We start from the raw sequence: 26,904 nt of genomic DNA on the forward strand, positions 1-26,904 counted from the left end.
AATATTGTAATACAGCGAAATGAAGATACTTCATTCCACCAATACTTCAATTCGATTGAGTGGTAGTACACTGAAGGTCATTGCCGTCCTTTCGATGGTGACAGACCACAGTGCCTACTACTTGATGGAGCACGGCACACTTCTTTACGAGGTCATGCGCTGCTTCGGTCGCATCGCTTTTCCGGTGTTTGCTTTTCTCATTGCAGAGGGCTTCCGGCATACCCGAAACCGGATGAAGTACTTCCTGCAGCTGCTGGGATTTGCTGTAGTCAGTGAGGTGCCGTGGTACTTGCTGAATGGCGCAGACGGGACGCACAATGTACTCTTTACCCTGACATTGGGCGTGATGGCGCTGGCTGCGATAAAAGCATTAAAAAAGGATGGCATCCTCTGTGGGGCTGTCATCCTTTCTATAGCCGGCTTCGCCACTTGGTCCGGAGTGGACTACGAGTGGCGGGGGGTACTGATGATGGTGGTATTCTACCTGTTTGGGAACGTCAGCAATCCTTCTTTTCCCTCGTGTAGAAAGGCGCAGCTATTTTGTGCCTTTCCACTCATGATGCACTATGGAATAGTTGGCGCTTTGCTGGCTTGCCTGGTGATTGCCTGTTATGATGGAACACGTGGCTTCATTCATGGCAAGGTGGCGAAGTATGGGTTCTATGCGTTTTATCCAGTGCATCTGATTCTTTTGGTTCTGATAGGAAAGTAATCTATCTTAATGTGGGTAAGGTTGAGTCCTTATTCAGGTTTTATTTTTTTCCCCTCCTTGTTGATGTAGTACCATTCCTTGCTTTCCTGATAGTGCTATTATCTAATTCCTTTCTTCCATAAAGGCTGTGACAATTCCCTTTCGAAAACTATTATAGCATAAAAACAGCCCACTCTGTTGTTTTTTTGTTCCTTTGTGTAAATTTGCGATTGTACAGCATCCTGTTCGAAGGGTATGTACCTTAAAGAAAGAGTGAGAATCAAAGAATAGAAACAAATCTAAAAACAACAAAAGTATGAAACGAATGAACTGTTATTTTCTGCTGTTGGTAGCCGCACTATGTGTTTTACTGTTTCATGCACAGAAAGAGTAGCCGATAGATGGTATCACAGGCATAAACCTGGAAGACGGCCGTATTCTCCACCGGGAAATTTCGGGCGACAAGCCTCTTGACGGAGAGCACCGCATTATCGACGGCTACCATTCCTCCTATATCCTTGAACGTTTCAAGGGCGGTCTTTTCAATGGCGATTATGAAGAGTACATCTACAACAAGTTGAAAGCCAAAAGTTCCTATAAGGAGGGTGGAAGGACGGAACCTGCAGGAAGTATGACGATGAAGGTAGGGTAACGGAAGAGAAATCCTAGAAATCCGGCAAACTGGACGGTGCTCACCGCACGTTTTACACAAAGGAGAAACTGGAAAAGGAACGCTTCTACAAAGAAGGAATGAAAAACGGAAAGGACGTGTACTACGAGTTTGACGGTACGCTGCGCAGGGAACATAACACCAATAGCTGTTTAATGAAAAAACGATATTCCATCTATATATACTTCTTCTGTACAAGTTGGATAAAAGACCGACAGATGTTATGTATATAGAACTTCCAAAATTTGATCAGCCACTTTTGAATCACTAATGCGTATGGCATTGTTTTCATCCGTATTGTAACCAAGATAATTGACGCTTCCATACCATAGCAAAGACTTGTCAATGACAACAGCGTCCATCGACAATGAATCAATGACCCTGGTCCGGATTCCTGTCTCTTTCAGTTTTTCTTCCTTCTCTGTTTTGTTTTTGACCAAGACGAAAACCTCCACGCCTCGTGCCGATAATTCCTTCAGCATGTCAAGTATGGGGGAATGTTTGCTCAGCCATAGCCTCGTTGCAGAAATGACGACCGAATGTTTGGCTTGGGACAAATCATTGAGAAACAACTTTTGATAGGTGTGTCCGTTAAAAATAATGCCTTGTAGGCTTTCAGCAGATACATACACCGGTTTCTCCTGCTTGATCCGATAACCTACAGATGCATATCCTTTCAGTCTGCGTCTGTACATCACATCGCACATCGGCATGCGGATGTCAATATAGTCATAGATGCGGACTTCCTTCTTACCTGTATATTCCCGGTGCAATCGCCCGGCATATTGAGCGACAATCCCTTTCCAGGAAACGGGCAATGCCAGAAACAGGGTGTCTAAACGTGGATAGTCGAATCCTTCGCCAACATACTTTCCGGTTGCCACGATGACAAGTGGTTCTGAGGGCTGTACATTTTGCAGATATTCCATTCTACGATGTTTTTCCTTTGCCGGTTCCGAACCGACAAGGGTAACTACATGTTTGCAATGAGGAGCCAAAGCTTTTGTCAATGTTTCTACATGAGCGGTAAGGCCGGTCAGTACTATAGGTGTTTGTCCCTCCTTCAAGGCTTCACATACATCATCCGTGATGAGCCTGTTTCTGTTCACGTCTTCGGACATTTTCTGCACCATCCGTGCATAAGTGGATTTTTTCATCTGCCAGTTCCCTGTAGGAGGTAAAACGGGGTACAAGCAGGCGTGCGAAGGTTTGGGATGCCATCTGGACTTTGGCATCAGCCGAAAAACGGACCGGCCCGCATTGCATGAAGATAATGGGCTGGTGGCCGTCCTTACGGATGGAGGTGGCCGTCAACCCATAGACGTAGCGGGCATTGACATACTTCAATACCCGTTCAAAATTCACAGCCGAAACATGATGGCATTCATCCACAATCACCATTCCGTAGTTTCGGACAAAGGGCTTCACCCCGTTCCCCTCCAGACAGGACTGTATCAGGGCGATGTCTATTTTTCCATGCAACGTGTTTCCCTTTGAATCCAATGTACCGAATGGAGAAAAGGTCTTTTTACGACCGCACTTTTGGGGTAGTTCATCTTCTGTAAAGTCGATATAGGGGTATCTTGATGTTTTTATCGTAAGATACCCCTGTTTTTATCTAAAAATGGCGAAATATTCAATAAATAGCCTTTAAAATAAACTTATTGAAAATATTACAGCGATATTTAGAATCAATAGTTCGTTAAATTTTGGATAATCACGCAGCGTCCGAGACGCCATAATATAAGAGTTCTTTGAAATCGTTGGTATTTAATAGCCTGTGTGGGTGCTTTCCAGACATACGAATAAATCTCTGTATCATATCCGCATTATGAATCAGCGTCTTTACATTGGAGACAGAAAGATGCACGCCGCAACTCCGGGCAAAAGCCCTTGCCACGTTGACAGAGGAGAGCGACATGTTGAACGCAAAGTCCAGTGATTCCCTCTTCCGTGACTGGCAGTGGGCGAGTCCGGTAAACTGCTTTGCATCGCGGTAAAGGTACTCAATCTGGAATCGGGTTCGGTAGATGTCCATGATGTCTCTGGCAGACATCGAGGTGTCTGTAGAGAAGAACACCTTCCTCTCCTGAGTCTTCCTGCCTGGCTCGAGGCAGTCAACAATGACCACCTTGACCTTGCGCTTGAGACCTGCCGACCAGACAACCGCAGAATAGAGTGTTACCACCTTGTCATCCGAGGTGATGTCTTCACTCACAAACGCATTCATGTCGAGATTCCTGATGTCCACCCTGTCACCATAGACCTTAGGTCTTCCACGCTTGCCGGTCTTGGGACCATCATAAAGATAACGCAGTCTTACATCGCTCCTGAATCTGCTTATAAGGTTGAATCCCAAAGCAATGAGACCATCCACAAAAGGTTTCTTCGAGAAATAGGCATCAGCAACTACCGTCTTGCAGACTTTCCAAAGTGCATCTTTCTGAGAGGCAATGACCTTAAGATACCATGCCAGCAGTGAATTTGGATCATCCATTCCCGCAAGGTACTTGGGAGGACGGCCTCTGGACACGATGTCCACCGTCTGCACAGCCCTGAGATGTACGGCATCACGCTCATCGGCATCAACAAGCGCTATGCCCAGAATCTCAAGCCCCCATTTCGCGGCAGATGCGCATCCACTCCAGAAGTATCCCGTGCCGGGAGTGTGCTTTCCCGACTTGGGAATGTAGCTCGGGTCGATGGCGATGGCAATCCTGTGCTGGAGTTTCTCCCTGCAGTACGCAAGGTTATATCCCACCCAGTCAAACTTCTTCCGGAAGTTCTGTCTGAAACGGCTCTCGCAGCAGTCGCTGGACAGCGCCATTTGGGTGAAGTTCTTACGTTTCGTCATGCTTAGGAAAAGAATTGAAGTAATGACGAAGAAAGTTTTAAAACTTTTGCGTAACTTTGCAGTGCCATCAAGGGCATCATTGATGATCTTGGTGAGCTGGTCAAGTGGCTGAATTTCCATTAGCAAATTGGTTTGTCTGGCAACTGCTAATTTACTAATTTTTAGCGACTTGGCCAATTTTTTTAGACGCTTATTTTCAGTCTTTCAGGCTATTATTCCCATCTATTTTAAGATTCGTTGTTTATGGTTGTCTGACAGGTGTACAAGTTCCTGTCAGAGGTGCTGTATATATGACGTAATATATTATAAATGAGTCTCTAAACTAAAAATTAACTAAGTATTGAAAAAGTAGTAAATGGTGAAAAAACTAAGGAATCAACTAAAGAAAAACCCTTATCACATCTTGATAGAATTTTAGAAACACTCAATATTGAAGGCTACAATTTTATTGTATTTCTCAGGAATCTTCAATCCTTACGTTCCTATATGCTTCATCGAAATAGTAAGAAATTAGATAAAGACAAAAAAAGGGCTTTTGAGTATTTCGGCTTAAATGAAGATAAATCAAATTCCCAGTCGGTTTCAAATAATGTATTATCGCTCGGTGCAACAGCTATTTCAAATATGATAAAACAATTGTAAATACATGTGTTATTACATCAAGATCTACATCTTTCAAAATTGAATCCTTTTCTATCCGGCTTTCCCCACCCGAAAATTAAGGTATGATGTCTGTGCCGCGGTCCGCCCTCCACTCCAAGGTACGGAAGGCTGTGCCCGATCAACGGCAGTCTGCATCATACCGCTTCATGCCGGAGCTTCGACCTGTCGAAACAACCGGTATTCCGCTATATGGGCATCCTGCCTGGTTGTTGCTCCGGCACATTCCGCCTTCTGTCCGTAGCTTTTCTTTCCGGGCCGACGGCGTCGTGGGCAAACGGTGACACATTCTGCTTGTGCCGTCCGTCGTGCCTCCGGCATGTCACAGGCAGAAAGAGTCCCCATTTTGTTTGCCCGGCAGACCGTTTCTTTTACCCGCCCAAGCCGTCATTCATCACTTTTATAAACATCCCCTTATATATATGGGACAATTCTGCCTTTTATATCTGTATCGGGATTACCTTCTCTCGTCATACCTTGCCTGCCGCCGCGTAGGTTTTATCAGGTGCGAATGTAGGCTGTCGCGCCTGATTCTTCCGTTTTGAAGTGCATTTTGAAGGAAAATCTTCCTTGCCGGGCAAGAGTATTTTGCTTCAAAAAAACGTCGAATGGGCTGTACCGACATCCTTGTCATGCACCATAAAACCCCAAGGCGGTCCGGCAGAAAGGATCCGACCAGAGGGAAGAAAAAAACAAAGTCACAGGTAATGGCAGGACTAACCACCTTGCCGCAAAACATTTTCAAATTATGCTATACATTCACACTATCGGTCGCATCGGAAAGGATTGTCAGGTTATCGAGGGTACACACGGTTCGTTTATAGCTTTTGACATGGCAGTAGATGACTTCTCGCACGGAAACGCCGTTACCACATGGGTAAGGGTACGCAGCAACAAGGAAAACCATATCCGCCTCTCCGAATACCTCACCAAAGGGCGCATGGTCCTTGTCGGGGGAACATTGTCAACTTCACTGTGGAAGGACAAAAACGGCGACAGCCAGATCCAGCTCTCCATCACGGCGGATGCCCTGGAGTTCATCAATACCGGTAAGCGGGAAGGTACAACCTCCGAAGCCGACGGCCAAGCCGCAGCTGCCGATAACGCACCAGTTCCTCCGGCGGACATGCCACAGGACGGGGAGGAAGACCTTCCGTTCTGACATCTTCCGGAAAACGGTCACGGATGTAGTATTTACTAATTGTAGTAATTTAGGAGATTAGTAAATCCCGGGTTACGAAAAATAGTAGATACTACATTTAGTGGCTAAGTCTTTTAGTAGAGTAGTAAATACTACGATACTAAAATATGTTATAGTAGTAAAATAGTAAATACTAATTGTAGTGAATACTAAAAATAGTATTATCTTTGTACCAGAACATTAAGACTCTGAATCATGACAAAAATTATAGCAGCTCTGAATCATAAAGGTGGGGTCGGAAAGACAACCACTACCATAAATCTCGCTGCCGCACTGCAGCTGAAGAAAAAACGTGTGCTCCTGATCGACATGGACGGTCAGGCAAACCTCACGGAATCCTGCGGCCTGTCCATCGAGGAAGAACAGACCGTGTACGGGGCGATGAAGGGCGAATACCCTTTGCCGCTGGTCGAACTGAACAACGGCCTTGCCATCGTTCCCTCGTGCCTTGACCTGTCGGCTGCCGAATCGGAACTTATCAACGAACCTGGCCGGGAACTGATACTGAAAGGGCTGATTGCGAAGCTGCTTGACAGCCGGAAATTCGACTATATACTGATTGACTGTCCGCCATCGCTGGGACTGCTCACGCTCAATGCGCTTACCGCATCGGACTTCTTGATTATCCCGGTACAGGCACAGTTCCTCGCCATGCGCGGTATGGCAAAGATTACGAATGTGGTTAAAATCGTCAGGGAACGCCTGAATCCGGGACTGAGCATCGGAGGTATCGTGATCACCCAGTTCGACAAGCGCAAGACGCTTAACAAAAGCGTGTCCGAGCTCATCAACGATTCTTTCTGCGACAAGGTGTTCAAGACCGTCATCCGGGACAACGTGGCTCTGGCGGAAGCTCCTATCAAGGGTCTGAACATTTTCGAGTATAACAAAAACAGCAACGGGGCCAAGGATTATATGGACTTGGCGCTGGAGGTACTGAAACTAAAGTAAAAACAATATGGGCAAAAGCGATTTATTGAAAGACGGTATGAAAAGCGGCCTTGACGGGCTGCTTTCATCAACCAAAAAATCCCCGCAGAAAAAAGAAACGGCTCCGGCCAAGGCGGAAAAGGAACCGGCGGTGCATTGCAACTTCGTCATTAACAAGAGCATTCATACCAGGATGAAATACCTGGCCATCGAAAAGAACATGTCTCTCCGTGACATCGTCAACGAGGCCATGAGAGAATATCTGGAGAAGCATGAAAAATGATTGAAAATTTGAAAGACGCACTATGAGAGAAATAAATCCCAAAGAAACCACCCGTGCATACGCATTTGAGCTTTGGATTGTAGATACTAATTGAAAAGTGCACCGTATTTTAATTGAAAAGAGCTCCATCCATACTTGTTACAAAATTACATATAAGTTTAAAATCTTCATTTATCTTGTCTCATTTTTTGTGTTTCTTTGAGCCTATAAGAGAGTCCGGTCATATTTACCAGATAGGCTTTATGTGTAAGCCTGTCGACCATTGCCGCTACAAGCACCTTGTCCTTTATGATTTCATTCCATCTGTTAAAAGCCAAATTAGTAGTAATGATTGTAGCCTTTTTCCCGGCCCTTAAGGACAAGTGGTTAAAAAGCAGTTCTCCTCCTTCCTTGTCACAACTGACATATCCGAATTCATCACAGATAACCAGATCGTATTTTTCAAACCGTAATTGCAACGCCCGCAGTGTCTTTGCGGATTTGGCTTCCCTTATCTGGGTAAGCAAGACAGGGACTGAAGTAAACAATACGGTAAAATCCTGCTGGCAGGCCTTTATTCCTAAAGCCGTAGCAATATGAGTCTTTCCCGTCCCCGGATTTCCATACAGGACTATGTTTCTTCCCTCCCTGATGAAGTCCAGTGTTTCCAATTCAGGCAATATTATCTGTGCCTCTTTGGGCATGTCTTCCATGACAAGTTCATGCAGATACTTCATTTGTGGGAATCCCGCAGATTTTATCCTTGATTTTCTTCTACATTCCCTTCTTCTGACACTTTCCTTTCCAAGCAATTCGGTCAAGAAATGCAGATGGCTCCAGTTTTCTCCGGCTGCCAATGAAAGGGTGTATTCCAGTTCCTCTTTGAAGGCCAGCAGCTTCAGTTCTGTCGCATAGTCATAAATGGTTTCTTTTTCTGATTTCATATATTATAAACTTAAATGGTTGGTATTATATCATGCGCTTCATTGTATCCTGTCATGAGTGCCGTGATGCCTTCAAGCATATCCACGGCTTCTCTTTCTATATTCTCTTGTTGTGCCGGAAGAACAGGCGACTCCATGGATTCTTCCATCTCTTCCTGTGCGTTGCCATGCAACATGGCCTTTACCTGTTCCGGAGATATCTTTCTGACACCACGTCCGGTCAGTTCCCTGCATGCCCTGATGATGTCTGTCCCGGAAAAACCATTTTCCCATGCATAGTCCAGCAGCAGGACGAATGCCCTGTTGTCATTCTTGAAATAGCTGTCATACAGTCTTTTCAGTTCTTCCGGTGCTCTTTGCCAGACCACAGAATGAGGTAATGCACCCGGTTTACGGGAAAGTGTACGCAAGTAGTGCTCCAGCTTGATGCACCAGTCGCCACCACAATAACTGCGTTGGTGCGAGGCCACTTTCTCCTTCCCGTACAGGATGACGATTTTTTCACTGTAGACCTTGACATGTACTTTTTCTCCTACAAGGGAATCAGGTACGGAATAATGAACATTTTTCATGCTGACAGTCGACCACTTGTCCACGATGTACTCATTGACCTCAAAACAGCCAAGGTTGCCGGGAAAAGGCTTCAGCGATGACAAATCAGCCTCCAGACGCGATGATTTCTCCGCTGTTGAAAGACTGCCCTGCTCGTTGTTGACCTGCGTACACATTCGGTTCAAATGCTCCTGGGCGGAACGTATGTCATTGAAATGGTCAGTCAGGCAGAAAGCTTTCCTCCTGACATATTCCACGCTGCGTTCCACATGCCCTTTCTCCCATCCGGCCCGTACATTACAGAAACGGTACTCAAAACAATAGAAACCGGACATCTTCATCAGGGCTTCCGTAGGCTTCTTGTCACCACCGACAAAGCTCTTGACGGCTACACGCATATTGTCATAGACCATCATGGCGGGGACACCATGTATATCCCTGAAGAAGTTGCGGTGGGATTCCATGAAGGCAAGCGTATTCTGATGCCTGAAAAGGTAGGCGTATCTGCCATTGCTATGCCCGAAAGTGAATACGGCCAGATAAAACTTGGTCTTGACACCGTCAATAAAAAGAAGGACTTCACCCCAGTCAAACTCAACAATGCATCCCGGCTCATAGAACAACCGGATAAAGGCTTCGCTCTTTTTCTTCTCTTTGTATGACTCTATATTTTTTATATAACTGCACACTGTGGCATAACTGATGGTATATCCTTTGGATAACAGAAACTGGTGGATATCCTTCTTCAGCATGCGCTGCTTGCGAAGCCCCGTAGCTACCTTAACGGCATTCTTCTTCAGGCAAAACCCGATCTCGTCCTTAATCTCTTGTGTAAGGCGGCGAGGGCGGCGTTTGGAACTGTCATACTTGGGCTGGACGGTAAGCAAATCACTCAAAGCCTCTTCCGGATTATCAGTACGGATGGCTGATTCGTATTCTGAAAGAATATTGTCAACGGTATGACGGCTGACATGAAGTTCACGAGAGATACGCCGTTTGCTATAACCGCATACTCTATACATGTGTATTATTGATTGTCTTTCTACCATAGTCTTCATTTTACCTTTGTATTTGGATGATACAAAGGTCATTATACTTATCCTATGGCGGCGCACTTTTCAATTGGAATATTGGCGCACTTTTCAATTAGTATCTACAAGCTTTGGATGAAAGCCCCGATGCCGATGGTTACATTTTTCAAGACTTTGGATGTCAGTCATCTGGTCAAAATCAGCAAAAAGTCAGGTATGAAATTCAATATGCTGATGTGCTGGTGCATCGGCAAGGCGGCAAGCGGTATCAAGGAATTTTATATGCTGCCTGTCGGAGACAAATTGATGCAATATGATGCCATTGCGGTTAATACCATTGTTATGAACAAGGACAATGAGGTCAGTTCATGCGATGTGCCCTTTTCTGATGATTTGCAGCTATTCAATGAAGATTATCTGAAATTGACAACGGATGTAGCACAAAGCTGTGAGAACCACAACTTGACTGAAAGCATGGTAATAGGAACTTCCGCACTGGCCCAATATGAAATTGACGGTGCGGTAGGTATGTACAGCGGTATCTTCAACAATCCGTTTATGATATGGGGCAAGTACCGTAAGGGGTTCTTCAGGACGACACTGACGGTTTCATTCCAATTCCATCACACTCAAATGGATGGGGCACATGCTGCAAAGTTCCTGGATCGCTTGCAGCAGGAAATCAATAAATTACTTGTATAGCGATGAATATGGAAACACAAAGATTGATACTTCGTCCCTGGACAGAAAACGATGCAGAGTCTCTTTATAATTATGCCAAAGATCCTGCTATCGGCCCCATTGCCGGATGGCCTCCTCATACATCTGTGGAAAACAGCAGAGAAATAATACGCGATATCCTTTCTGCACCCGAGACATACGCTGTAGTATTGAAAGAAACCAATGAACCGATAGGCAGTGTCGGAATTATGTTCGCTGATGGCGTACACAGTGCGGAGATGCAGGATGGAGATGCAGAAATAGGATATTGGATAGGTGTTCCTTATTGGGGACAGGGACTTATACCGGAAGCCGTACAACGTTTGTTGAAGCGTTGCTTCGTCGAACTTGATGTGAAACGGGTCTGGTGTGGACATTATGACGGAAACATCAAATCCCGCAGGGTAATGGAAAAATGTGGATTCAAGTACCATCACACAGAAGAAGGAAAGACTTCTCCGTTAGGAGATATCCGTACAGAACATTTTACTTTGCTTACCAGAGAGGACTGGAAAAAACGGTAAGAGAAATATAAAAATGTCCCATGATAAGAACTACGATAAAATCATTTATACAGGCTGATTTGGAATCTGTCTGGCATTCTGTCACTTCACTTTACGACTATTCATGGCGAAGTGACATAAAGGACATAGAAGTTTCCGACGAGCGCCATTTCAGGGAGATAAGTAATGAAGGCTATGTCACCTGTTTTACTGTTACTGTTATAGAGCCTTTTCTAAAATATTCATTTCTTATGGATAATGTGAACTTTTCCGGGGAGTGGACGGGACATTTCAGACAGGCTGAAAATGGAACGGAAGTGATTTTTACAGAGTCAATTAACCTAAAGAAATGGTGGTTATATCCTTTTGCATTGTTGTATTTGAAATTACAGCAGAAACGGTATATAGCTGACCTGAAAAGAAAATGTGAACAAGAATGAACGGATCGGCCAAGTATATAATACGCCATTTGCAAGGTAGTGAGAACCATTTGCTAAGAGAATTTCTTTACGAAGCGATTTATATTCCTGAAGGAGTCAAACCGCCCTCAAAGGACGTGGTGGATTTACCTGAACTGAAACTGTATATTGAGGACTTCGGAAATAAAAAAGATGACTTTTGTCTGGTCGCAGACAGTGAAGGCAAAGTGGTTGGTGCTGTGTGGGTACGTATTATGAATGATTACGGACATGTGGATGACAGGACCCCATCGCTCTCCATATCCCTATATAAGGAATACAGGAGTAAAGGCATAGGAAGCCATCTTATGCGTGAAATGTTTCGATTACTTGAGAGCAAAGGATATAGTCGCGTCTCTCTGTCCGTACAAAAGGCGAACTATGCCGTCCGAATGTATCTAAAACTTGGATTTAAGATCATCCATGAGACTGAAGAGGAGTTTGTCATGCTTAAAGATCTCTCACTATCCTACTAAAGACGGACAACCTCTTATATATGTCATCTTCTTCAAGAAGACATCTCCCTATTATAGATTACCGGTAAATTATCGGTAATCTTTTTCTTTTATAGTTCCATAGAACATCAGTCCGGCATAACCCGTTATTGCCGTCAGTGGTGTACGTAATTCATGGGTAATGGTATGAACGGCTTTCTTGCGAGAGGCTATCAGTGCCTCGTTTCGCTTTGCCATTTGTTGCAGTCGCTCAATTAAATCTGCGGTTTCCTGTTTATATCGCTTGATGCGGTTGGCATTTCGGTGTATGATGATATATGATATGACCAGTAGCAGTATAACGAACCCTGTCAAGCCCCCAATCTGAATGAACGACCGTTCCCGCATGGCTGTTATCTCGGCTTCCCGCTTTTGTAGGTCAGTTTGTACTTTCCCGTCTATTTGAACAACCAGTCCTTGCAGTTGCCTGTTAAGTTCCGCATTTCGTGCGGCAAGGCTATCGGCATGAACCGATAAGCGACGGCTTTGCGCCTGTTGTTCGGTTCTCATATTCCGGTTAAAGGAACGGTGCATCGTGGTAGTCACAGTTGGTTTCGCTTCTTCCTTTTTGCCGAAGATGCCCAAGAATCCTTTTCGTTTAGGTTTCTTGGGTTGTTCTTGCACACTTTTCTGCGCGATTACGGGTACTTGACGGGGTATCTTATCGTTGATGGCTTGTTGCTGTTCAAGTATCTGCACGATTTGGCACATCTGCCGTTCCTTATCTTCGAGAAGATGGCGTACGCTGTCTATACGCTCTGCCGGATAGGTAGCTTTGAAACGGCAGAGCATACTGTCCATTGCCATACGCTGTGCATGGTAATGTTCGATATCTTTATCGTTCCATTCCAGTATTGTTTCACCAAATAGAGAGAATTTTATCATTTGAATATTGATATTGTTTATCTCTTTTCGGAACTCGTCTATTTTTTTATTGTCAAGTTCTAATGCTTCTATCTCCTGCCATTCATAGAAGCTATTATATGCTATACATCCGATAAGAACGGAGATAAGTATATACCCCAACCGTATTGTCTTATAGAAATTCCTGGATCGTTCCATTATTTTGATGATACTGATTTTTCAAACATGAATAAAAGTTTATCCTTTTCTTCCATACGGGTATTATCAGAATAACCGCCTTTTGTTATTTGATACCCACACGGCTTAACCATAAAAGTGCCTAAGCCTTTAGTGTATGAACTTACTTCTGAGGCATAGTCTTTACTTGTATTTAATGGAACTTTCCCTTCAATAAGACACCACTCATTATTACAACTGATACCTTTAATCTCAGACATCATTTTTTGCAGATCTGTAATAGCTTTGGAACTTGCTACTTGTGGTATCTGTAACTCAAAATAGAGCATCGGTTCGAGAATATCCACTCCTGATTGTTGCAAAGCCAGCCTGAAGACATAAGGGGTCAGCTGTCTGAAATCAGCAGGTGTACTTACCGGGCTATAATACTCGGCTTGAGTAAAAGTTACTTTCAGATCTGTCACTTCCCATCCATGTAAACCAGATTGGCAAGACATACGAATCCCTTCAAAAACGGCATTTTGAAAAGAATGGTTCAGATAACCATAGGAGATGTCACTTTCGATTTGCAACCCTGCCCCTAACGGTAAGGGTTCAAGAGTCAGCCCTATTGTGGCCCAGTAAGGGTTGGGTGGTACTTCGATCTGAATAATCTTATTGACCTTTTTTATAGGTCGTTCTTTGTAGATAGTCTTGATCTCATCAAAATGGACCTTTACGGAAAATCGTTCTTCCAGCAATGTCTGTATGATTTCCTTTTGGGTCAAACCATATAACGAGATTTCCAATTCATCACTATATGAGTTTATGGAAAAGGACAAAGACGGGTCTTCAATCCACAATGTATTCAGAGCGGATATCACCTTGCTTCTCTCTTCGGGCTTATTTGGCCGGACGGAGGATTTGAGAGCGGGATGCTGATGAGATAATCCTTGAATCAAACAAGGTTTAGCACCTAAATAATCTCCGATTCGAAAATCTTCTATATCTTCTACAATCGCGATATCATTGGCACCCACTTCATCAACATTTATCTCTCTGCCCTGATAAATAGTCTTTAGATTTTTAATCTTGATGAATTTTTCCGAATCGTTGATTCTTACAACGTCTCGAAGTCTCAGACTTCCGTCAATTATTTTAAGAAAACTTCTTTTATGCCCTTTGGGGTCATGCTCTATCTTATAGAGATAAGCTGAAAGTCTGTTTGAGACTGATGCCGGAGGAAGTATAAAAGAAGAAATGGCGTCCAACAACTCATTGATACCGATATTGAACATTGCTGATCCATGTAGCACCGGATAGACTTTGGCTTTTGCCACAAGAGCGATTATCGTATTCCAATAATCAGCCGGTGAAATTTCGCTATCCGCCAAATATCGTTCTAATATATCGTCGTCATGGTTGCATACAAATTCTTTGTATTCTTCCTTTATATATGTTTGGGAGCAAACCGGATAAACCGATCCATCGACAACAGTTTGCATAAACAGGACATCTTGCGACAGATTTGTTTTTATATCCATATACAAACGCTCCAAATTCACACCGGCACGGTCAATCTTATTGATAAATATAATTGTCGGGATTTGCAGCTTTTGTAAAGTACTGAACAGCAACTTTGTCTGCGCTTGTATGCCTTCCTTTGCGGATAAGATGAGGACTGCACCATCAAGCATTTTGAATGTCCGCTCCACCTCTGCAATAAAATCCATGTGTCCCGGAGTGTCAATGATATTGCATTTCACACCATTCCAAACAATAGATGTCGTAGAAGCCCGAATAGTAATTCCTCTACGTTTTTCTATATCCATAGAGTCTGTTATGGTGTCACCTTTATCAACACTGCCGCGCTTTTCCGTTGCTCCGCAGGCAAATAGCAGATTTTCGGTTACGGAAGTTTTTCCTGCATCAATGTGAGCAAGAATTCCTAAATTTATAATGTTCATTTGATTAAGCAATAATATACTACAATAGATGCATTGCCGAAACGCACCTTTTAATACCTCCTCGTAGCATGTAGAAAACTACAGGATTCTTAACTCGTATTAATATGTATATTATTACTGCCGCATAATTGAACGCAAATTTACGAAAAAAAAGTTCCCTGACAAAAGCACAAAGAACTTTTTTAACAATACTTAGTTAATTTTTAGTTTAGAGACTCATTTATAATATATTACGTCATATATACAGCACCTCTGACAGGAACTTGTACACCTGTCAGACAACCATAAACAACGAATCTTAAAATAGATGGGAATAATAGCCTGAAAGACTGAAAATAAGCGTCTAAAAAAATTGGCCAAGTCGCTAAAAATTAGTAAATTAGCAGTTGCCAGACAAACCAATTTGCTAATGGAAATTCAGCCACTTGACCAGCTCACCAAGATCATCAATGATGCCCTTGATGGCACTGCAAAGTTACGCAAAAGTTTTAAAACTTTCTTCGTCATTACTTCAATTCTTTTCCTAAGCATGACGAAACGTAAGAACTTCACCCAAATGGCGCTGTCCAGCGACTGCTGCGAGAGCCGTTTCAGACAGAACTTCCGGAAGAAGTTTGACTGGGTGGGATATAACCTTGCGTACTGCAGGGAGAAACTCCAGCACAGGATTGCCATCGCCATCGACCCGAGCTACATTCCCAAGTCGGGAAAGCACACTCCCGGCACGGGATACTTCTGGAGTGGATGCGCATCTGCCGCGAAATGGGGGCTTGAGATTCTGGGCATAGCGCTTGTTGATGCCGATGAGCGTGATGCCGTACATCTCAGGGCTGTGCAGACGGTGGACATCGTGTCCAGAGGCCGTCCTCCCAAGTACCTTGCGGGAATGGATGATCCAAATTCACTGCTGGCATGGTATCTTAAGGTCATTGCCTCTCAGAAAGATGCACTTTGGAAAGTCTGCAAGACGGTAGTTGCTGATGCCTATTTCTCGAAGAAACCTTTTGTGGATGGTCTCATTGCTTTGGGATTCAACCTTATAAGCAGATTCAGGAGCGATGTAAGACTGCGTTATCTTTATGATGGTCCCAAGACCGGCAAGCGTGGAAGACCTAAGGTCTATGGTGACAGGGTGGACATCAGGAATCTCGACATGAATGCGTTTGTGAGTGAAGACATCACCTCGGATGACAAGGTGGTAACACTCTATTCTGCGGTTGTCTGGTCGGCAGGTCTCAAGCGCAAGGTCAAGGTGGTCATTGTTGACTGCCTCGAGCCAGGCAGGAAGACTCAGGAGAGGAAGGTGTTCTTCTCTACAGACACCTCGATGTCTGCCAGAGACATCATGGACATCTACCGAACCCGATTCCAGATTGAGTACCTTTACCGCGATGCAAAGCAGTTTACCGGACTCGCCCACTGCCAGTCACGGAAGAGGGAATCACTGGACTTTGCGTTCAACATGTCGCTCTCCTCTGTCAACGTGGCAAGGGCTTTTGCCCGGAGTTGCGGCGTGCATCTTTCTGTCTCCAATGTAAAGACGCTGATTCATAATGCGGATATGATACAGAGATTTATTCGTATGTCTGGAAAGCACCCACACAGGCTATTAAATACCAACGATTTCAAAGAACTCTTATATTATGGCGTCTCGGACGCTGCGTGATTATCCAAAATTTAACGAACTATTGTTAGAATAATTATTGTATTTTTGCATACGAATCATATCTATAAATATATGGCAAAAAAAGATGTAAACAGATTGAAGATAATGTTGGCAGTAACCAAGCACTCAAACAAATGGTTGGCAGAAATGTTGGGTAAAGACCAAGCAACCATTTCCAAATGGTGCACCAACACTTGACAACCAGACTTGGAAACCTTAATACGGATTTCTGATTTGCTGAAAGTGGATGTAAACGATTTATTGAACAAAGAATGTATCAAAGAATGATGGACGATATATTGAAACAGATAAAGGCAGGCGAGGTATCGGGAGTGCAGTTTAAGGAACGCATTCTCGACAAATATGATATTGCCTGTGAATTAGTGGCTTTTAGTAATTCACATGGTGGAAAGTTAGTAGTTGGTATAAAGGATAAAACAGGAGAGATCAATGCCTTGTCGTATTCTGAGGTACAAGAAACAACCAACATGTTGAGTGACATTGCTTCAGAAAACGTAGTGCCATCCATTCTGATAAACGTCGAAACTGTTGCCGTGGAAGACGGCTGTTTGGTAGTAGCAACAATCAAGGAAGGAGTCAACAAGCCTTATCATGACAATAAGGGTATCGTATGGGTGAAGAATGGTGCCGACAAGCGTAAAGTGTTCGATAATGCAGAACTTGCCGAGATGATGACCGATTGTGGCAGTTTTGCCCCTGACGAGGCAAGCATCAAAGGTGCTACTCTCAACGACCTTGATGCAACGACCATTAAGCTGTTTCTTGGCAACCGTTTTGAGAGAGTGTTGGAGAAGAAAGGCTTGACAGGTGACGCTTTTAATGAAGCATCACTTGATATGATTTGCTCTGCCATAGCTAAGGGACATGACTGTGAGAAGATACTTCGCAATCTGCGATTTATCCGTCCTGATGGTACCCTGACCGTTGCTGCCATGCTTCTGTTTGGCAAATACACCCAACGCTGGATGCCAATGATGACAGCCAAGTGTATCTGTTTTGCAGGCAACAGTGTCGGCAGCAAGGTTTTTCGTGACAAGGTGAATGATGCAGATATGGAGGGAAACCTGCTTCATCAGTATGAAACTATCATGGATTTCTTCACTCGTAATCTGCATAATGTGCAGGTGGGAGATGAATTCAACAGCATGGGTAAGTTGGAAATACCTTACACAAGCTTGGTTGAGTTCACGGTAAACAGCCTTGTGCATCGCTCGTTGAACATGAAAGCTCCTGTTCGCATTTTCATTTTCGACAATCGTGTTGAGATTCACAGTCCAGGTGCATTGCCTAACGGACTCACTATTGATGACATCAAGGCAGGAACTTCCATGCCTCGCAATATGTTCCTTTTTAACAATGCTATATACTTGCTGCCATACACTGGTGTAGGTAGCGGCATCACTCGTGCTCTGGACGAAGACATCAATGTCACATTTATGAATAATAACAAGGCACAGGAATTTGTCATCACGGTTTGGAGAGGAGAAAGTAACCAAGTCGGTAACGAAGTCCATGAAAAAAGTACCCAAGTCGAAGACCATGACACTGGATTTAGACACTCTGACACTGACTTAGCCACCGACCATGACACTTTTGTCGAAGACCATGACACTATACATAGTTACCATAACACTAACCATGACACTATACATAGTTACCATAACACTAACCATGACACTAAAATAGTGTCATTGACGAATAAACAGAAGGATATAGTAAACTTCTGTAGCGTGCCAAGAACAAGTAGGGAAATTTTGGAAAGAGCCGGTGTTGTCTATCATACAAAAAATATAGCCAAATACATCACCTCCCTTGTCGCAGCAGGATATTTGCAGATGACTAATCCGGATAATCCTACGGCAAGCAACCAGAAATACAAGAAAGTAAACATAAGATAAGAAAACTATGGATTCATTATTTCTACTTCAGTTTGCATGTTTCATCTTCATGCTCATCAATGCCTTCTTCGTGGCACTCTCTCATCTGCATGTAAAATGGGAGAACAAGCGGTATGAGCGTTCACGATGGATGATTGTTGTCGCCTTAATAGGATTGGCGATACAATATGCCGTGCAGATGCTTTTCGGATTCCGTGCTGCCGACGACAGTCTTGGGGCAATCGTCAATATTCTAATTTATACTCCCTGTTTTTCGCTTATCTCCATGGGAATCTACAACATAGAGACCACAAGTTCCAAACTCAGAAAGATGATATTGATGTGTAGTGGCATTTATGCTGCCATCATTGTGGTCTTTTGCGTGGGTATCAGTCTTCATCATAGCCTGTATATCAGAGAAGGGCTTTATTTGATGCTGACTCTGTTTTGCGTAAGTGTTTTCTATTGCATATACATGATTATTCAGGAGATGATTAGGCGTAAAAATATGTTGGAGACAATGGCGGCAACGGACTTGTTGCCTTACGTAAGATATTCGCGTGCAAGTGTAATCATTCTATGGCTCGCAGTTCTCGCTATGCCAGTTGCCATCTTTTCTACCACCTTATTATATATAGTAGGTCCTGCCGAATTGCTTGCCTTGTTGTTCTTCAATCTTACGTTTATTGCTCTTGGCAGCAGTTATATTCCAACAGAAGAGCTATTGGATAAAGAAGAGAACATTCAACGATGTGGGGGGGCGAAAGAAGAAAAACCTTTACAGCAATTGCCTGAGGATCGCAGAAACTTTATTCAAAACAGTCTTGACCAATGGTGTATGGATTTGGGCTATAAGGATTGTAATGTAAACATGTTGACGCTTTCTCGTACACTTTGTATATCAAAGAACGAATTGAGCCTGTTTTTCGATCAATGCCTGCACTCTAACTTCCGAATATGGCTCAGCGAGATACGTCTCAACGCTGCAAAAAAGATGATGTTGGAATATCCGGATTATAGCAACGACATCATTTCAGCCGAGTGTGGATTCTCTTGTCGCACTCATCTTTACCGGATCTTCAAGACAAAAGAAGACTGTTCTCCTACAGAATGGAGAGACTTCCACTCTACAAATGCAGCACAAAATGACTCAAATTGAGCATAACCATCATTTTGTAAAATTCCAAAGAAAAAGCAAAACTTTTATCGAAAAACAGCCAAAAAGGTGTCGCATTCCTACGAATGCGACACCTTTTTGGTAGGAATGCGACACATGAACAGGGAAAAAATGCACCTTCTTTCGTAGAAAAACTCTATATTTACAACATGAAAGAAGTAATAGAAACAATGCCAAGGATTGAATTAGCCCTGATCATCATCGGGGTGTTTGTACTCATATCATGTATTATCTTCGGATATGCCATGATACATGAGTACAGAATGTATCTTGAGAATCATTGGAAGGCTCGCTATAGCTTTCGTGACTTCATCAAGAGAGAACGTTTTTATATCTTTTTGCTGTTTGCATCCATATTTATCTTGCTGACAAACCTCTTGTATTTTCTGGAGTGAGTTTCGGTTAGAATGGATGATTTGGCTTTGTGGTGGATACTTGTCCTGTAATTGGAAATAGTTCCTTACTTTTACGATAAAAAATAAATGAGTGATATGATAAATTATTTGACAACAAAAAATCGGTTGCTGGTCGCAATGCTTGCATTTATTCTTCCATTTTCTTTTGCGAAAGCAGAAGTAAAAGAAGATGGAAAGGCAACTTCGCATGGCTGGTACGTCGGTATTGAGGGTGGAATGCCTTTCGGTTTCTCTACTTTCTCAAGTTTCGGACACGACAAGACGCATCTCGGTTGGGCTGCTGGTTTATATGGTGGCTATCGTTTCAACTCCATATTCTCGGCAGAGTTATCTGCCAAGTATGGAGAGATGAACTTGTCTGCACAAGACTGCTGCGTAGAACGTAACTATTGGTTGGGTAGCGACGGTGTGCTTTACAAGGCAGGTGTCTTAGGCATGGACAGTTGGGAATATGCCAATCTGAAAAGCCATGTCAGGATGGGACAATATGGGGCAAGAGTAAATATCAACCTCCTTGGGTTGTTCCCTCAAACAGCTGACAGCCGATGGGATTTGGCAGTTTCACCTCATATATATGCAGTAACTACCAAGGCTGACATCCGTACTATAGCCGATGATGCTAAGGTGATGAAAGGTTCTGCTAACTGGCATTTGGGTTATGGCGCAGACTTGCAGGTGGGTTATCAACTGACCTCATGTCTGAAATTGGGCATCTATTCCGGTTTGACTCGTCTTACTGGCGAACGTATGGATGGAATGCCAGAGCATCTGCATAAGAACAACTTTGTTTGGGAAAGTGGAGTAAGATTGGGGATAAACCTCTCTAAAAAGAAGAACAAGATAGCAGAAACTCCATCAGTTCCACAAAAGGAGGTTCTACAACAAAACCCAACTTCTTCGGAGAATGTCAATCAGAAAGAAACTGTGGATAAGGCAGAAACAAAAGTTGCTGAACAAGACATAAAAGAATCTGCAAAGGTGACTTTCCCTGTCATATATTTCACCTTCAATAGTATCGACATCCAACAAAATGAAGAGACTAAATTGAATGATATTCTCAAAACATTGAAAGAGAATCCGAACATGAAGGTGACGGTAACAGGTTGGAGTGACACAAAAGGCAGCGTGGCTGTCAATAAACGTATATCTCGCCAGCGTGCCGAAGCCGTAAAAACTTGGCTTGCGAAGAATGGCATAGAGGCAAATCGCATTACTGCCATAGGAAATGGTAGCGATGACACCCAAGATGCGGATAAGGCTCGCCGAGTAGAGACTAAAGACAATAATCAGTAACCCATAAAACAAGATAGAGAATGAAAGCAAAAAGAAGATTTAATATTTGGTTATGGGTGCTGTTATGCATCCCATGCCTGTTGGCAAGTTGCGACCATGATGTTCATTCTGATGAGGATGAAGGTGGTTTGTCAGTATCGCTCACTTGGGCAGATGAAGCCGACCAAGGTACGGAAGTGAAGGATGTGAAACTCTGGATATTCAATGCCGATGACGGCTCCTTAGTAGAGGAAAAACATTATGGCAGTGCGCAGGAGGTGGCAAGCCAACGCTTCGCTCTTTCTGAAGGGCATTATCAGATATTGGCTATTACCAATCTCATAGAGCCATTCTTCACCACTGACCAGACCAGGGCTTTGACTAATTGGAACAATATCCAGATAGGCTTGACCAATCCTAAGGATGTGAAGCATAATGCTTATTTCGGAGTTGCCGACGTGAAGATAGATAACAAGGAAGGCAGCTATGTGGTGCAAAACCCTATGAAGAGCGTGCTTTCAGAACTGACCGTCATCATTGAGAATGTGCCAAAAGGCACAGAAATGAGTGGCAAGGCATTAGATGCAGCCTGGTGTCTGTTCCCTACACAGAAGAATAGTGATGGAGAATATGGATTGCCGAGCATAAAGCCAACGGAAGTGGAAATGCCTACAATCTTGGCTACTGAGTCAACTTTGCAATCAGAAGTCATCCGGCTGATGCCGACCATACAGGGAAGCTCCACCTCTCATATTTATCTCCGACTACTGCTCCCTGACGGGACCTTGCAAGAGTATGACATCACCGCTCCTGCGATGAAGGTTGGGGGAAAATATGAGTTGCGACTCAACTACAACCAAATGCAGCCTAAGATGAATCTGGAAGCTACCATCAACGGTTGGACGAACCTCAACAATGAAGTAGAAATAAAATAATAATAACTTTTAAAATATTTATAATATGAAAAAGATGACTAAGTTTTTCGCTCTTGCACTCTTGGCTGGTGCAATGGTTTCATGCAGTACAGAAGATACCGCACCTTCTACCCAGAACGATAAGGTAGCCGTGCAGTTTACTGGTGGTATTAGCGTAAACACCCGTGCTGCTGGTGTAGCTTGGGCTGATGGTGACAGGATCGGTATCTTCATGATAGAAGCAGGCAAGACACTCTCTGCGGATGTAATCAAAGAGGGTGTTGACAATGTTTGCTATCAGTCAAATGGAAGTATAGCCTTTTCACCTGTTTCTGGTGGTAAGACTGTTTTCTTCCCGATAGATGGAGATGTGGACTTCTATTCTTACTATCCACAGACCACGGTCAACGATTACAGGGTAGCACTTGATGTAACAGACCAAACGAAACAAGAAACTATCGACTTCATGTATGCCAAGACAGAAGGCTGCAACAAAGCTACGCCACAGGTTGACTTGAAGTTCTTCCATAAGTTAAGCAATCTTGTTTTGGATGTTCAACCAGGTAACGGTCTCACGCAAGAAGACCTTAAGAAAATGACTGTGACAGTGAAAGGTCAGAATACCACAGCCACCTTCAATCTGGCAGATGGTACTATCTCTGGTGAAGGAGATCCTACGGACATCACGATGAAAACTACCGAAGCTGGTAAGCTGTATGAGGCAATCCTGCTCCCTACAGAAGAAGAAACCCGAGTGATAGAGTTTGACCTCAACAATGGTTACGACGCTCCTTTCGTATGGACAATGCCTGTAAAACTTGAGGGTGGAAAAAGATACCACTATACAGTAGTAAAATTGAGTCGTTCTGCCGTAGAGATTTCTGGAACCATTAAGCCTTGGACAGAGGCAGGAGACAATAATGAACATATAGCACAATAACAACACTTAAATAACAAGATAATATGAAGAAATTTAGATTCTTATACATCGCTGCCGCAGCATTGCTGTTTGCAGCTTGCGCTAACGATGAAGACGGTATCAGCAACAATGGTCCTGTTGCAGCTACAGTAAAGGCGGATATTTCCAACAATATCAAAACCCGTGGAACTGCAGACAACGACAGATGGACAGCAGGCGATGCCATTGGCGTATATGTCACATCATCTAGCTATACAACTGGAGACAACAAAAAGTATGTAACAACAAATGGGGATGGTACTTTTGAAGCTGCTGACAATAACAACATCATCTATTTCAAGGACAACAAAGAGACAACATTTAGTGCATACTATCCTTATAGCGAATCCTTAACTGATGGTAAAATGGATTGGAATATGGCTGAGGTAGAAGAAAACCAACCTTGTATGGCTGATGTACTTTTTGCCTCAGGGGCTACTGCAAGTAAAGCATCTCCAACTGTGAATTTTACAGATGCAGAACATCGCTTTAAGCATTGTATGAGTTTGGTTGAATTCAAAATTAAGCCAGGGCAGGGTGTCAAATATAACAATTATAAATTCAATAGCTTGAATATGAAAGGAATATTTACAAGCGGTAAATTTGACACAAGAACAGGTTCGGTTGAAACTGCTGGTGACAGAGCTACTCTTACTCGTGTTTTTAATGATGTACCTTTTGAAAGCGAAGAAAGTTTTGCTTATATCATGTTGCCGCAAAGCCTTGAAAGCAATAAAATGGATATAGAGATTTACTTGTTGTTGAATGATAGCGAAGTAAAATACACAACCCCTATAACACCATCCACCAATGGACAATTTGAAGGTGGCAAAAAATATACATACAACATAACTGTTAAAAATACTGGGATTACTATAGAAAATGCTAATATAGTTCCTTGGGAAAATGGTGATTCAAGTGATTTAGATGCAGATATAGCTTTGTAATGGTAAAGAAGGTACAAATAGGAAATACAGGGTTAGTGAGCTTGGCCGCTCACTAACTCACTAACAATAAAAAACTGAAGATTATGAAGACGATAAAACAAAGAATTTCCTATGCGGTAATGAGCCTTATGGCTATGGGCTTTACAGCATGTACGCAAAATGAAGATATGGCTCCTACGCTGAAAGGGCAGGAAATCAATGCCACTTTCTCGGTTGGAGGTATGCAGACTCGTGTCAATACATTGGGAGACGGTAAATTTTGGGAGAATAAAGATAAACTGAAAGTAGGGATATTTACTGATTTCGTTGCTGGTAGTACGGCTATTCTTTCTTTTAATAGTGCAACAAACGAATGGTCTCGCAGTGGAAGTTTTCGTTGGTTAGATGAAGTCGACAAACATTTTATATTAGCTGTATATCCATCATCGGATGATTATGATCCATTTCATTTGGTATATGAATTGCCAACAAATCAAAGCTCACCAAAAGATTTGAAGTCTGCCGATTTAATAAATGGTCATTGGTACGGTTCTCCTTATGGTTATGTAACGATTCCAATGAAGCATCGTATGTCTTTGGTTACAATCATGTATCATGTTGGTACTGCTGATTATCCTAATTTGGACATAAGTAGCCTAAAAATTTGCTCACCTTGCAGTGGGGCGTCTTTTAAATTGCCAGACGATAAAAATGAATGGAAAATGGACACTTCCAATTATCAAGAGGCTAAGTTGGTGGATGCCTGTAAGACAGAAGATGGTGAAGTGAAAACTTTCTCTGCCATCATAGTGCCTGGAACGGTGGGAACAGACAAGGAATTCTTAAAATTCTCAATAGGTGAGAAAAACTTTGTGTCAAAGCTAAAATCACAAACGGAGTTTGAAGAGGGTAAACGCTACATCTACAAACTCGATGTAGGAAAAGACAAAGTGGAACTGACCAGAATCAGCATAGATAATATGACTGGTTGGACAAATGAAGAAGAACTCAAATAAACAATGGAGGATATAACTATGTGCAAGATATTTCAATACATCATGCTGGCAGTCGTTACCATAGTAATGGCGTCATGCACAAGTGATATAGAAGAAACAACCGCAGCAACAGGCAAGAGCAACGTACAGTTAGTTGTAGGTGAATTTCCGGCATTCGGAGATTCACAGACTCGTACTATAGGTACACCTGATCCGGGCAAGACTTCATGGGCAGAAGGAGATGAGTTGCTTCTGGCGATGACAAGTAAGACTTTCGGGACTAAGTATGCTGCTTTTAAATATAATGGCAGTAGCTGGGAATTGGCAAGTGGAGAGCTGTCTTATAAAGAAGACGAAGTGCCAACCTTTCCTCATGTATATTATGCCCCTAATTACAAATGGGAATCAGGCAAATTAACTTTGAAAGAAGGTAAGGTTGCTGGAACGGATGAATATATCGAGGGAAAAGCCAATATCACCCCTAATGGTCAGGCTATAACCGTAGAATTTTCCAAGGCAACACGCAACTATTCACGATTGCGCATTGCGACAAATTATAGTGAGGACATTACTGTTACAGTTAGTAATTTTAGTCCAGGCAATACTGTTGCCCTAACAGACAACACCTATACCTTGACTCCAGACAATAACGGTAATGTCTATTTGTATGGTCATTTTTCTGTTCAAACCTCTATTGGTATAAAATTGAAAGAGTATTCTTTACTTAATTATACATTTAGAGAAAGTACGATTGATGGCAAAAGTTATGCTTTGGATGCAAATGTTGTCTTTGCAGACAACATGGAGGCTGAAGATCTTGGGAAAACTATTAAGGAGCAATTGGATGCAGGAAAAACGAATATTAAACTCATACTTGCTTCTGATGCAGGAGAGAATGTATTTGCCATAATTAAAGATGCTTTATATGGTGGAACAGCAGGTAGCATAAACCTTTCTTTAATAGGATGCAAGGAGATTCCGACAACAGGATTGAGTAATTGGGACGGCAAGTTAGATGCTTTAAAATCCATTTATTTACCAGATATTACAAGAATTGGAGTAGAAGGTTTAGCCTATTGTGTATTTTTGGAAGAAATAAATACTCCAAATGTAACTTCAATACACGAGAATGCTTTTGGGGGATGTACAAACTTACAAAAAATTACTTTTGGAGAGCTAACTGAAGTGAAAGGGCTATCTCATGACTATGACGGAATCCTTGACCCTGGGGTAAACACTGAACGTATAAATTTAGTTTTGTCAGAGAACCAAAAAGTTATGACAAAAAACAGGCAAGGAAATGAATATTTTTGGACTCCGACAAAAGAATATTATAAAGGGAGCGTTGAGTATGGCAGCACATCGTTTCTCGAATATAAATTCAATTCCGTGAGCTTTAAAAAATAAGTTCGTAGTTTTTAGTACTAGTCCACATTCTATTATGTAGAATTTGGTTGCTTTTATTAGAAATTACCTATACTGGTTTGCATTGTGTGCTCTTTTCTTAATCGGGAAACGACAAGGGTCTATATGCCACGATGATAGGTGGGCGTACAAACGCAATTTTACGGAATCCCCTGCGAGATCCATCCAGCGGTAGGCGCCTTGAAGGTCTGCCGTCACGGGCAATGTCTGGAACCACAACTCTGTTCCTTTGACACCGCCGGGGGACTGTGCACCCGCTGTCACAACTCCTGCACCGAATAGAAGTAGCATTAGTTGCTT

24 protein-coding genes and 2 pseudogenes are annotated in these 26,904 nt (G+C 42.9%); 19 read left to right on the plus strand and 7 right to left on the minus strand.

Annotated features, from left to right (window positions below):
- The first annotated feature begins 19 nt into the window (after positions 1–19).
- Positions 20–712 carry a TraX family protein gene (locus tag EJL04_RS01945; protein WP_125103928.1) on the plus strand — a complete coding sequence of 231 codons (693 nt, stop codon included), beginning with the start codon at positions 20–22 and terminating at the stop codon, positions 710–712.
- Between the two features lie 870 nt (positions 713–1,582).
- Here the strand turns inward: EJL04_RS01945 and EJL04_RS01955 are convergent.
- From EJL04_RS01955 to EJL04_RS01960, 3 genes are all read right to left on the minus strand, one after another.
- Entirely contained in the window at positions 1,583–2,518 is a 936-nt protein-coding gene (locus tag EJL04_RS01955) for a phospholipase D-like domain-containing protein (RefSeq protein ID WP_234983071.1), read from the minus strand.
- Positions 2,442–2,789 carry a DEAD/DEAH box helicase family protein gene (locus EJL04_RS16530; RefSeq protein ID WP_338142727.1) on the minus strand — a complete coding sequence of 116 codons (348 nt, stop codon included), beginning with the start codon at positions 2,787–2,789 and terminating at the stop codon, positions 2,442–2,444. Before EJL04_RS16530 ends, EJL04_RS01955 begins: the two co-directional genes overlap by 77 nt.
- Positions 2,790–3,078: 289 nt before the next feature.
- Complete coding sequence (locus EJL04_RS01960) at positions 3,079–4,335, minus strand: transposase (RefSeq protein WP_071149385.1); 1,257 nt, start codon at positions 4,333–4,335, stop codon at positions 3,079–3,081.
- A 1,288-nt stretch (positions 4,336–5,623) separates the two neighbouring features.
- Between EJL04_RS01960 and EJL04_RS01970 the strand changes: the two genes are divergently transcribed.
- From EJL04_RS01970 to EJL04_RS01980, 3 genes are all read left to right on the plus strand, one after another.
- Positions 5,624–6,037, plus strand: a complete 414-nt coding sequence (locus tag EJL04_RS01970) for a single-stranded DNA-binding protein (RefSeq protein WP_005807140.1) — start codon at positions 5,624–5,626, stop codon at positions 6,035–6,037.
- A gap of 234 nt (positions 6,038–6,271) precedes the next feature.
- Complete coding sequence (locus EJL04_RS01975; protein WP_125103929.1) at positions 6,272–7,027, plus strand: ParA family protein; 756 nt, start codon at positions 6,272–6,274, stop codon at positions 7,025–7,027.
- A 7-nt stretch (positions 7,028–7,034) separates the two neighbouring features.
- Positions 7,035–7,289: a hypothetical protein gene (locus EJL04_RS01980; RefSeq protein ID WP_007215995.1), complete on the plus strand. Its 255-nt coding sequence runs from the start codon at positions 7,035–7,037 to the stop codon at positions 7,287–7,289.
- Positions 7,290–7,456: 167 nt separating this feature from the next.
- Here EJL04_RS01980 and istB read toward each other — a convergent pair whose 3' ends face one another.
- Together istB and istA are read right to left on the minus strand one after the other, a co-directional pair.
- Positions 7,457–8,212: an IS21-like element helper ATPase IstB gene (gene istB, locus EJL04_RS01985; RefSeq protein WP_011965959.1), complete on the minus strand. Its 756-nt coding sequence runs from the start codon at positions 8,210–8,212 to the stop codon at positions 7,457–7,459.
- An 11-nt stretch (positions 8,213–8,223) separates the two neighbouring features.
- Positions 8,224–9,822: an IS21 family transposase gene (istA, locus tag EJL04_RS01990; protein ID WP_011965960.1), complete on the minus strand. Its 1,599-nt coding sequence runs from the start codon at positions 9,820–9,822 to the stop codon at positions 8,224–8,226.
- Positions 9,823–9,867: 45 nt separating this feature from the next.
- Here istA and EJL04_RS01995 point away from each other — a divergent pair, with 45 nt between their 5' ends.
- The 4 genes from EJL04_RS01995 to EJL04_RS02010 are packed head-to-tail and all read left to right on the plus strand — an operon-like array spanning position 9,868 to position 11,952.
- Positions 9,868–10,497 carry a CatA-like O-acetyltransferase, family 2 gene (locus tag EJL04_RS01995; protein WP_125103930.1) on the plus strand — a complete coding sequence of 210 codons (630 nt, stop codon included), beginning with the start codon at positions 9,868–9,870 and terminating at the stop codon, positions 10,495–10,497.
- 2 nt (positions 10,498–10,499) lie between these two features.
- Positions 10,500–11,039, plus strand: coding sequence for a GNAT family N-acetyltransferase (locus EJL04_RS02000; RefSeq protein WP_007215997.1), 540 nt, complete (start codon positions 10,500–10,502; stop codon positions 11,037–11,039).
- A gap of 20 nt (positions 11,040–11,059) precedes the next feature.
- The gene (locus EJL04_RS02005; RefSeq protein ID WP_007215998.1) at positions 11,060–11,458 is read left to right on the plus strand and encodes an SRPBCC family protein; all 399 of its coding nucleotides are present in this window, start codon (positions 11,060–11,062) and stop codon (positions 11,456–11,458) included.
- Positions 11,455–11,952, plus strand: coding sequence for a GNAT family N-acetyltransferase (locus EJL04_RS02010; RefSeq protein ID WP_071148956.1), 498 nt, complete (start codon positions 11,455–11,457; stop codon positions 11,950–11,952). The genes EJL04_RS02005 and EJL04_RS02010 overlap by 4 nt, the downstream gene beginning before the upstream one ends.
- A gap of 105 nt (positions 11,953–12,057) precedes the next feature.
- Here EJL04_RS02010 and EJL04_RS02015 read toward each other — a convergent pair.
- Together EJL04_RS02015 and tet(Q) are read right to left on the minus strand one after the other, a co-directional pair.
- Positions 12,058–13,032: pseudogene (locus EJL04_RS02015) on the minus strand (sensor histidine kinase family protein); the annotation flags it as partial.
- Positions 13,032–14,957 (minus strand): tetracycline resistance ribosomal protection protein Tet(Q), encoded by a 1,926-nt coding sequence (gene tet(Q), locus EJL04_RS02020; protein ID WP_125103931.1) that lies wholly within the window; start codon positions 14,955–14,957, stop codon positions 13,032–13,034. The pseudogene EJL04_RS02015 and the gene tet(Q), both read right to left, overlap by 1 nt.
- A gap of 409 nt (positions 14,958–15,366) precedes the next feature.
- Between tet(Q) and EJL04_RS02025 the strand changes: the two genes are divergently transcribed.
- From EJL04_RS02025 to EJL04_RS02080, 11 genes and pseudogenes are all read left to right on the plus strand, one after another.
- Complete coding sequence (locus EJL04_RS02025; protein WP_071149385.1) at positions 15,367–16,623, plus strand: transposase; 1,257 nt, start codon at positions 15,367–15,369, stop codon at positions 16,621–16,623.
- Between the two features lie 72 nt (positions 16,624–16,695).
- A pseudogene (locus tag EJL04_RS16535) lies at positions 16,696–16,911 on the plus strand (helix-turn-helix transcriptional regulator).
- Positions 16,908–18,542 (plus strand): RNA-binding domain-containing protein, encoded by a 1,635-nt coding sequence (locus tag EJL04_RS02035; RefSeq protein ID WP_125103932.1) that lies wholly within the window; start codon positions 16,908–16,910, stop codon positions 18,540–18,542. Before EJL04_RS16535 ends, EJL04_RS02035 begins: the two are co-directional and overlap by 4 nt.
- Positions 18,543–18,549: 7 nt before the next feature.
- Positions 18,550–19,680 carry an AraC family transcriptional regulator gene (locus tag EJL04_RS16540; RefSeq protein WP_077154754.1) on the plus strand — a complete coding sequence of 377 codons (1,131 nt, stop codon included), beginning with the start codon at positions 18,550–18,552 and terminating at the stop codon, positions 19,678–19,680.
- A 167-nt stretch (positions 19,681–19,847) separates the two neighbouring features.
- Positions 19,848–20,093, plus strand: a complete 246-nt coding sequence (locus tag EJL04_RS02050) for a hypothetical protein (RefSeq protein ID WP_077155865.1) — start codon at positions 19,848–19,850, stop codon at positions 20,091–20,093.
- A gap of 87 nt (positions 20,094–20,180) precedes the next feature.
- Complete coding sequence (locus EJL04_RS02055) at positions 20,181–21,407, plus strand: OmpA family protein (protein WP_125103933.1); 1,227 nt, start codon at positions 20,181–20,183, stop codon at positions 21,405–21,407.
- Positions 21,408–21,463: 56 nt separating this feature from the next.
- Entirely contained in the window at positions 21,464–22,321 is an 858-nt protein-coding gene (locus EJL04_RS02060; protein WP_241209928.1) for a FimB/Mfa2 family fimbrial subunit, read from the plus strand.
- 25 nt (positions 22,322–22,346) lie between these two features.
- Entirely contained in the window at positions 22,347–23,240 is an 894-nt protein-coding gene (locus EJL04_RS02065) for a fimbrillin family protein (RefSeq protein ID WP_125103935.1), read from the plus strand.
- A 23-nt stretch (positions 23,241–23,263) separates the two neighbouring features.
- A complete protein-coding gene (locus tag EJL04_RS02070) occupies positions 23,264–24,205 on the plus strand; it encodes a fimbrillin family protein (RefSeq protein ID WP_125103936.1) in 942 nt (313 codons plus the stop codon).
- An 83-nt stretch (positions 24,206–24,288) separates the two neighbouring features.
- Positions 24,289–25,200, plus strand: a complete 912-nt coding sequence (locus EJL04_RS02075) for a fimbrillin family protein (protein WP_071122457.1) — start codon at positions 24,289–24,291, stop codon at positions 25,198–25,200.
- A gap of 3 nt (positions 25,201–25,203) precedes the next feature.
- Positions 25,204–26,586 (plus strand): leucine-rich repeat domain-containing protein, encoded by a 1,383-nt coding sequence (locus EJL04_RS02080; protein WP_077154750.1) that lies wholly within the window; start codon positions 25,204–25,206, stop codon positions 26,584–26,586.
- Positions 26,587–26,904: the final 318 nt, after the last annotated feature.

Source organism: Prevotella marseillensis, assembly GCF_900625065.1.
GTDB lineage: Bacteria > Bacteroidota > Bacteroidia > Bacteroidales > Bacteroidaceae > Prevotella > Prevotella rara.